We start from the raw sequence: 8,444 nt of genomic DNA, 5'->3' as shown, positions 1-8,444 counted from the left end.
CCCCGCCTGCAAACCCAGTGCCGCGGCGGCGTTGTCGCCGACACCGGCGCCGAGTACGACACCGCCCGTAGTCTTCCCGGCAGCCTCACCGGGGCCGACGATCCGCGGAATCCCCGGTAGTCGATCGCGAAAAGCCAATTGCAGCAGATCTGTTCGATACTCCTCGTCGGCGGCGGAGAAGTAGCCGGTGCCCGACGCATCGCTGCGGTCGGTCGTCAGAGCGCCGATGTCGGTGCCGCCGGCGAGTTTCCAGGTGAGCCAATCGTGCGGTAGGCAGACGGCCGCGGTCGCGTCGGCATGGTCGGGTTCGTAGTCGGCCAGCCATCGCAGCTTGGCGGCCGTGATCGCCGCCACCGGCACGACGCCGACAGCCTCCGCCCACTTATGTGGGCCGCCGAGCTCGGTGATGAGATCGTCGGCGGCACCGGCCGAACGAGTGTCGTTCCACAGCAAAGCTTCCCGCACCACGTGTCCGGCTGTATCGAGGCACACCATCCCGTGTTGCTGCCCGGCGACCGACAGCGCGGCGACGTCGTCGATACCGCCCGCCGCCCTGATGGCCGCGATCAGCGCCAGCCACCAGTCCTCGGGGTCGACCTCGGTACCGCCCGGATGTGGCGCGCTGCCCGAGCGCACCACGGCGCCGGTATCCGCGTCGCAGATGACCACCTTGCACGACTGTGTCGAGGAGTCGACGCCGGCGACGAGGGTCATGACAGCAGCTCCTGGAGTGTGGCGCGAGCACCCTTGCTGCGCATCGATTCCAACGCCCACCGATACGGCTCGGTGAACGACTCGTCCTCGGCGAGGTCGCCGAACAGTGACGTCTCGGACAAGAAGGCCAGCGGTTCGGTACGTGAGCGCTGCGCCAGCGGGACGAGGCGGTCGGCCAGCGGGTCGTCGACGGTGATCGCATCGCCGTGCTCGTCGACACCCTCGGCGTAGCGCGTCCAGCCGGCCACCACCGCGGCCGCCAGTCTCACGGAACCATCCTGCGCGAGGCGATCCCGGATCACCGGTACCAGCCATTTCGGGATGCGGTTGGAGGAGTCCTGACACAGCCGGGCGATCGTATCGGCGATGGCCGGATTGCCGAATCGCTCGAGCAGAGTGTCGATGTAGGCGTCGACGTCGACGTCGGGCAAGGGCGCGAGAGTCGGCTTTCCCTCCTCGGACATATAGCGGCGCAACAGCTCCCGTAGATCGGGATCGACCGCGGCGTCGTGAACGTAGCGGTACCCCTGCAGATGGGCGAAGTAGCACAGTGCCTGATGTCCGGCGTTGAGCAGCCGGAGCTTCATCAGCTCATACGGGGTGACGTCGGCGACGACCTGCACGCCCACGTTCTCGAGAGCCGGCCTGCCGCAGGAGAAATCGTCCTCGAGTACCCACTGGGTGAAGGGTTCGGCCACCACCGGCCAGGCGTCTGCGATCCCGGTGCGCTCAGCAACCTCGTCGGCCAGCTCGGGGGGAGTGGCCGGGGTGATGCGGTCCACCATGGAATTCGGGAACCGCGTGTGTTCGTCGATCCACGCCGCCAGCTCCGGATCGCGCAGCCGGGCGTACGCGAGGAACGTCGAATGCGCCATGTGGCCGTTACCGGCGATGTTGTCGCAGGACATCACGGTGAACGAGGGCACGCCCCGCTCGCGGCGTCGGGCCAGACCCTCCACCACGAGTCCGAAGACGGTTGTCGGCGGCGCGGTTCCGGCAAGATCGGCCACGATCTCCGGGTTGTCGGCATCGAACTCGCCGGTGGCCGCCGAAAAGTTGTAGCCGCCCTCGGTGACCGTCAGGGACACGATGCGGACGGCCGGATCGGCGAGTTTCTCGAGAACGGCCTCCGGATCGTCGGGTGCATAGAGGTACTCGACGATCGAGCCGATCACCGATGTCTCCACCGCACCGTCGGGATGCTTGAGGGTCAGGGTGTACAAAACGTCCTGTGGCACAAGCGCATCCCGCATCCGCGCGTCGGCAGGCCGCACGCCGACACCGCAGATTCCCCATGACGGATCGGATGCGAGCAGCTGATCGACGTAGAAGGCCTGGTGGGCACGATGGAAGCCGCCGACTCCGAAGTGCACGATGCCCGTGGTGACCGTGGCCCGGTCGTAGCGCGGCGTCGGCACGTCACCGACAGAACCCAGCATGGTGGTGTTGAGCGGGAGGGCGTCGGCGAGAGTGCTCACGAACGGTCCTTTCGGGTCGGTTCGGGTCGGGTACCTGTGCAGTATCGCGAAACCTGCGTATGGACAACAGCTTTGATCATTCCGGGTATGCGATCGGAGTCCAGTGCCTCGGCGATCTCGTCGAGCCCGTAGTGGGCAGTGACCATCGCGTCGAGATCGACGGCGGCCGACGTCACCAACGCTCGCGCGGTCGGCCAGGTGTTGGCGTAGCGGAAGACCCCGGTCAGTACGATCTCATGGTTCTGGATCAATGAGACCGGCAGGTCCATGGTGTCGGAGCCCATGCCGACCAGCACGGCCCGTCCGCCGGGCCGCAACGCACGCAGACCCGCGGTGACTGCGGCCGCGACACCGCTGGCATCGATGAAGGCATCCACCGGCGCCAACCCGGTGCCGGGGGCAGTTGTCTCGGTGGCACCGAAATCCAGTGCTCGCGTGCGACGTTCGGGATCGGGTTCACTGAGCACGATGCGGGTCAGCCCGGACGCCCGGGCGACCTGGGCGCACATCAGTCCGATCGGGCCCGCCCCGGCGATGAGCACGGCGTCACCGGGGCCCACGCCCGCCTTGCGCATCGAGGCGATGCCCACCGACAACGGCTCGAAGAGTGCGGCCGCCTCGTCGCTGATCTCGTCGGGAATCGGGTGGGCGAAGGCGGCGCCGATGGTGACGAACCCGGCGAGAGCGCCGTCGACGGGTGGGGTGGCGAAGAAGCGCATGTGCGGGCACAGGTTGTATGCACCGCGCATCGACTCCGCCGACGCCGGGTCGGGCCGCTGCGGTTCGATCGATACGCGCTCGCCGATCCGTGCCGCATCCACGTCTGCGCCGACGGCGACGATCGTGCCCGAGGCCTCGTGGCCGAGGATCAGGGGTTCGCGGACGACGAAGTCGCCGATACGTCCGTGCCGCACGTAGTGGGTGTCCGACCCGCAGATTCCGACCGCGCTGACCTGCACCAACACGTCGCCGACGGCCGGGGTGGGTACGGGGCGCTCCTCGACGGACAGATGGAGGTCGGGATGCAGAACGCCGGCGCGCATGGTTTCGGACAGCGCATCACGTTTCTCGATCATTGTTGCGTGGCTCACATCGAGGATGTTAGCGTACTGAGCACATGAACGGCTAGTGAGCAGATGCTCACCACGCTCCACAGGACCACCGAGATCGAACGGAGTCGACGAGTGCCTTCTCGCAAAGATGTGGCAGATGCCGCGAAGGACGTGCCCGACGGTCCACCGAAACGACCGGCCACCGGGCGTGGGTCAGCCGGCCGGCCCGCCGCCGACACCGGTCAGGATCTGCGGCTGCTCGTGCGCGCCGCGACGATGTATCACCTCGAGGGATTGACGCAGGCAGACATCGCCGGCCGGCTCGGGGTGTCACGTCCGACGGCCGGACGGCTCATCGCGCGAGCCCGTGCCCAGGGGCTCGTCCAGGTGTCGGTGACCGCTCCCGAGCATCTGTCGGCGTCGATTCACACCGACCTCGAACGCACGGTGGAGCAGATCTTCGGTCTGGACGAGGTGCTGATCATCGACGAGGTCGCCGACGGCACCGCGTCGGGCAATGCCGCTCTCGGCCGCGCGGGTGCGTCGATCCTGTCGCGGCGCATCCAACCCGCCGACACCTTCGGCTTCACCTGGGGTCCGGAGCAGGTCGCGACCGCCGACGCGATGACCGCCAACGCGGCGGCGCAACGCGTGGTGCAGATGGACGGCTCGATGACCTCCGTCGAATACCACACCGGCGTCGACCACGCGCTGGCCCGCTTCTCCGAGCGTCTGCACGCGCAGCCGCTGCGCCTGGTCGCACCGTTGTTCGTCGACCCCGACACCGTCGCCGCCCTCAATCGTGATTCGGTTGTCTCCCAGGCTCTGTCGGCAGCACGTGGCGCGCAGGTGATGCTCTTCGGAGTGGGTTCGGTGTCGACATCGACGACCCTGTTCGAGGGCGCATTCATCGATGCGATCGTCCTCGACGAACTGCTCGAACTCGGCGCGGTCGGCGAGATCGGCGGGCGCTTCTACGACGCACAGGGCATCGCCGTCGAATCGAGTCTGGTGGAGCGGACCGTCTCGGTCCCCCTCGACGCGGTGAAGGCCTGCCCCACGGCGATCTTGATTTCCGGTGGCACCCACCGGGCCGAATCCATTCTCGGCGCACTCCGCGGCGGCTACGCGACCATCCTGGTCACCGACGTCCCGACCGCGGAATGGCTTGTCTCACAACAGGAAGGTCAGCAGTGAGATCCCTACGAGCGAGATTCCCGAGCGGGCATCTCTCCCCGTCACGCCGCCGCGGCAAGGCCGGACTGGTGGCCTTGGCTGCCACGATCGGTCTGCTGGCCACCGGATGTGCCGGTGCCGGCTCGCTCACCGGCGGCGGTGACCGCGAAGTGACGGTCGCAATGGTCTCGAATTCGCAGATGCAGGACGCGATCAAGCTGTCCGGCCAGTTCGAGCAGGAGAACCCGGGCACCAAGGTCCGCTTCGTCACACTCTCGGAAAACGAAGCGCGCGCCAAGATCACCGCGTCGGTGGCCACCGGCGGTGGTGAGTTCGACGTGGTGATGATCAGTAACTACGAGACACCCATGTGGGCGAAGAACGGGTGGCTGGTCAATCTCACCCCGTACATGGACGCCGACCCCTCCTACAACGCGAACGATTTCATTCCGACTCTGAAATCGGCGCTCTCGTACCAGGGTTCGATGTACTCGGCCCCGTTCTACGGCGAGTCGTCATTCCTCATGTACAACAAGAAGCTGTTCTCGCAGGCTGGTGTGACGCTGCCCGCGGACCCCACCTGGCCGCAGGTCGCCGACGCCGCTCGCAAACTCACCAACGACCGTACCGCGGGAATCTGCCTGCGCGGCAAGCCCGGTTGGGGTGAGGTGCTCGCCCCGCTGAACACCGTCATCAATGCCTACGGTGGTCGCTGGTATGACGAGAACTGGAACGCCCAGCTGACCAGTCCGCAGGTCGAGGCTGCCGTCCAGTTCTACGTCGACACGGTGCGCAAGTACGGGGAGGCCGGTGCCTCGTCGTCGGGCTTCCAGGAATGCGGAAACCTGATGTCGCAGGGCCAGGTCGCGATGTGGTACGACGCCACCTCGGCGGTGTCGGTGCTCGAGAGCCCGGACAGCTCGACCATCGCCGGTGACGTCGGCTACCTGCCGGCCCCACGAATGGCCAAGGGCGACAACGGTTGGCTCTACACCTGGTCGCTCGGGATCCCGTCGAGCAGCAAACACCGCGACGACGCGTGGAAGTTCATCGACTGGATGACCAACCGCAAGTACATCGAACATGTGGCGAACACCCTGGGTGCCACGCACGTCCCGCCCGGTAGCCGGCTCTCGACCTACCAGCTGCCGGCCTATCAGAAGATCTCCGGGCCGTTCGCGCAGCAGACCCTGCAGGCGATGCAGGCGGCAAATCAGGACAAGCCGACGCTGGCGCCGGTGCCCTACACCGGAATCCAGTTCCTGGCGATCCCCGAGTTCCAGGACCTCGGAACCCGCGTGAGCCAACAGATCTCGGCGGCGATCGCCGGGCAGATCAGCGTCCACGACGCACTCGAACAGGCCCAGCAGTACGCCGAGGTCGTCGGCAAGTCCTACCAGAGGGAGCAGTAGAGATGGCCACCGCAGTATCCACGCGAGGCGCGCAGGTGCCCCCCGATCAGGGGCGGCCGGTGACCTCGAAGAAGGACCAGATCAGTCGCGCCGAGGGCTGGCGTCGACGCGGACCCCTGTTGCCCGCGTTGATCTTCATGATCGTGGTCACCCAGGTTCCGTTCGTGTTCACGCTCTACTACTCGACGCAGTCGTGGAACCTGGTGCGTCCGGGCTCACGTCGGTTCGTCGGATTCGACAACTACGTCGCGGTGTTCGGTGACAGCCAATTCTGGACGGTCACCCTCAACACCATCCTGCTGATCGTGGGCACCGTGATCATCTCGGTGGTGCTCGGACTGATCTTCGCCCTGCTGCTCGACCGGAAGTTCCTGGGGCGCGGGGTGGTTCGGACCCTGCTGATCACCCCGTTCCTGGTGACACCGGTCGCCGCGGCGCTGCTGTGGAAGACGAGCCTGCTCTCGCCGACCAACGGCCTGGTCAACTGGGCGTTGAGCCCGTTCGGCATTCACACCGACTGGCTCTCGGAATTCCCACTCGCCAGCGTGATGGCCGAACTCGTCTGGCAGTGGACACCTTTCATGATGTTGCTGATCCTCGCCGGACTGCAGTCGATGCCGCGGGACATCCAGGAGGCCGCACGCGTGGACGGCGCCACCAGCTTCCGGCTCTTCCGCGAACTGACCCTGCCGCACCTGCGGCGGTTCATCGAGCTCGGCACGGTGCTCGGCGCCATCTACCTGGTCAACACCTTCGATGCGGTCTACATGATGACCTCCGGCGGACCGGGTGTGGCCAGCTCCAACCTGTCCTACTACATCTATCAGCGTGCCTTCCTCGGATTCGACATCGGGCAGGCCGCCGCGATGGGCGTGGTCACGGTGATCGGCACGATCGTCGTCGCGTCCCTGGCCCTGCGCCTGATCTTCAAGTCATTCACCGGAACAGAGGAGCCGGCCTGATGAGTACCGACACCCGCCCCGCCCCGACCACCACTCCGGCGTCGACGCCGGAGGTACGCCGCAGCCGCAACCCACGCCAGATGGGGCTGACCGCACTCACCTGGATCCTGGCCATCGGGTTCTTCTTCCCGGTGCTGTGGATGGTGCTGACCGCGTTCAAGAAGGAAAGCGACGCCGCCACCAACCCGCCGACGTTCTTCTTCGCCCCGACCCTGCAGCAGTTCCGCAACGTCTTCGACGCCGGAATCGGTACGCCACTGCTCAATTCGCTGTTCGCCACCATCGTCTCGACGATCCTGGTTCTGGTCCTCGGTGTGCCGGCGGCATTCGCATTATCGCTGCGCCCGGTACGCAAGACCAAGGACGCGCTGTTCTTCTTCATCTCCACCAAGATGCTGCCCATCGTGGCCGCGATCATCCCGCTGTATGTGATCGTCGGCAAGATCGGGATGCTTGACAACGTGTGGACCCTGGTGATCCTCTACACCGCAATGAATCTGCCGATCGCGGTGTGGATGATGCGGTCGTTCTTCCTCGAGGTGCCCGGCGAACTGCTCGAGGCCGCCAGCATCGACGGTGCGAGTCTGTGGACCTCTGTCCGTGAGGTTATCCTGCCGCTGATCTCCCCGGGTATCGCGGCCACCGCACTGATCTGTGTCATCTTCTCGTGGAACGAATTCTTCTTCGCCGTCAACATGACCGCCGTCAACGGGCAGACGATGCCGGTCTTCCTGACCGGCTTCATGTCCGGGCAGGGCCTGTACTGGGCGCAACTGTCGGCGGCGTCGGTCCTGGCCGCGCTGCCGGTGGTGATCTGCGGCTGGATCGCCCAGAACAAACTCGTCCGCGGCCTCTCCTTCGGCGCGATCAAGTAATCGCGTCGGTCACCCACTCACCCAAGCGCTTTCGTATCAACAGGAGAACCCCATGGCAACCATCACCTACGACAAGGCCTGCTGCGTCTACCCGGGCGCCGAGTCACTGGCCGTCGACTCCCTCGACCTCGACATCGCCGACGGCGAGTTCGTGGTCCTCGTCGGACCGTCGGGCTCCGGCAAATCCACGGCACTGCGGATGCTCGCCGGACTCGAGGAGATCGATTCCGGGCAGATCCGCATCGGCGGGGACAACATGGTCGGCGTCGCGCCCAAGGACCGTGACATCGCCATGGTCTTCCAGAACTATGCGCTCTACCCCAACAAGACCGTCGGGGAGAACATGGGATTCGCGCTGAAGATGCGCGGCATCTCCGCCGACGAACGCAAGCGCAAGGTCGCCGAGGCCGCCAAACTCCTCGACCTCACCGACTATCTGGACCGCAAACCGGCGAAACTGTCCGGCGGACAACGTCAACGCGTCGCCATGGGCCGCGCGATCGTGCGCGAACCGCAGGTGTTCTGCATGGACGAGCCGCTGTCGAACCTCGACGCGAAACTGCGGGTCCAGACACGCACCCAGATCGCCGCGCTGCAACGCCGACTCGGTACCACCACCGTCTACGTCACCCACGACCAGGTCGAGGCGATGACCATGGGCGATCGTGTCGCCGTACTCAAACACGGTGTACTCCAGCAGTTCTCCACCCCGGCCGAACTCTACGACCACCCGGTCAACGCCTTCGTCGCCGGCTTCATCGGATCACCGGCGATG

8 protein-coding genes are annotated in these 8,444 nt (G+C 66.0%); 5 read left to right on the top strand and 3 right to left on the bottom strand.

The window, feature by feature from the left end:
* From B1964_RS20195 to B1964_RS20185, 3 genes are all read right to left on the bottom strand, one after another.
* On the bottom strand, positions 1-714 hold a 714-nt coding region (locus B1964_RS20195; protein ID WP_253194092.1), incomplete at its 3' end, for an FGGY family carbohydrate kinase.
* On the bottom strand, positions 711-2,192 hold the full coding sequence (locus tag B1964_RS20190) for a mannitol dehydrogenase family protein (protein ID WP_079931046.1): 1,482 nt from the start codon (positions 2,190-2,192) through the stop codon (positions 711-713). The genes B1964_RS20190 and B1964_RS20195, both read right to left, overlap by 4 nt.
* A complete protein-coding gene (locus B1964_RS20185; RefSeq protein WP_079931045.1) occupies positions 2,189-3,268 on the bottom strand; it encodes an NAD(P)-dependent alcohol dehydrogenase in 1,080 nt (359 codons plus the stop codon). Before B1964_RS20185 ends, B1964_RS20190 begins: the two co-directional genes overlap by 4 nt.
* 108 nt (positions 3,269-3,376) lie before the next feature.
* Here B1964_RS20185 and B1964_RS20180 point away from each other — a divergent pair, with 108 nt between their 5' ends.
* From B1964_RS20180 to B1964_RS20160, 5 genes are all read left to right on the top strand, one after another.
* Complete coding sequence (locus B1964_RS20180; RefSeq protein WP_172398908.1) at positions 3,377-4,441, top strand: sugar-binding domain-containing protein; 1,065 nt, start codon at positions 3,377-3,379, stop codon at positions 4,439-4,441.
* A 68-nt stretch (positions 4,442-4,509) separates the two neighbouring features.
* Entirely contained in the window at positions 4,510-5,832 is a 1,323-nt protein-coding gene (locus B1964_RS20175) for a sugar ABC transporter substrate-binding protein (protein WP_079931043.1), read from the top strand.
* A gap of 2 nt (positions 5,833-5,834) precedes the next feature.
* On the top strand, positions 5,835-6,794 hold the full coding sequence (locus tag B1964_RS20170) for a sugar ABC transporter permease (protein ID WP_079931042.1): 960 nt from the start codon (positions 5,835-5,837) through the stop codon (positions 6,792-6,794).
* A complete protein-coding gene (locus tag B1964_RS20165) occupies positions 6,794-7,669 on the top strand; it encodes a carbohydrate ABC transporter permease (protein WP_006367985.1) in 876 nt (291 codons plus the stop codon). The genes B1964_RS20170 and B1964_RS20165 overlap by 1 nt, the downstream gene beginning before the upstream one ends.
* A 52-nt stretch (positions 7,670-7,721) precedes the next feature.
* Positions 7,722-8,444: ATP-binding cassette domain-containing protein (locus tag B1964_RS20160; RefSeq protein ID WP_079931041.1), on the top strand; the 723-nt coding region annotated here is incomplete at its 3' end.

Origin of the sequence: Gordonia sp. i37, assembly GCF_002043085.1 — a bacterium.
GTDB lineage: Bacteria > Actinomycetota > Actinomycetes > Mycobacteriales > Mycobacteriaceae > Gordonia > Gordonia polyisoprenivorans.
Note: the sequence above shows the minus strand (reverse complement) of the source record. Positions and strands in the feature narration are given on the sequence as shown.

Coding starts and splice junctions, on each gene's coding strand:
- B1964_RS20185 (WP_079931045.1), bottom strand. CDS start 3,268: ATGATCGAGAAACGTGATGCGCTGTCCGAAACCATGCGCGCCGGCGTT.
- B1964_RS20170 (WP_079931042.1), top strand. CDS start 5,835: ATGGCCACCGCAGTATCCACGCGAGGCGCGCAGGTGCCCCCCGATCAG.
- B1964_RS20165 (WP_006367985.1), top strand. CDS start 6,794: ATGAGTACCGACACCCGCCCCGCCCCGACCACCACTCCGGCGTCGACG.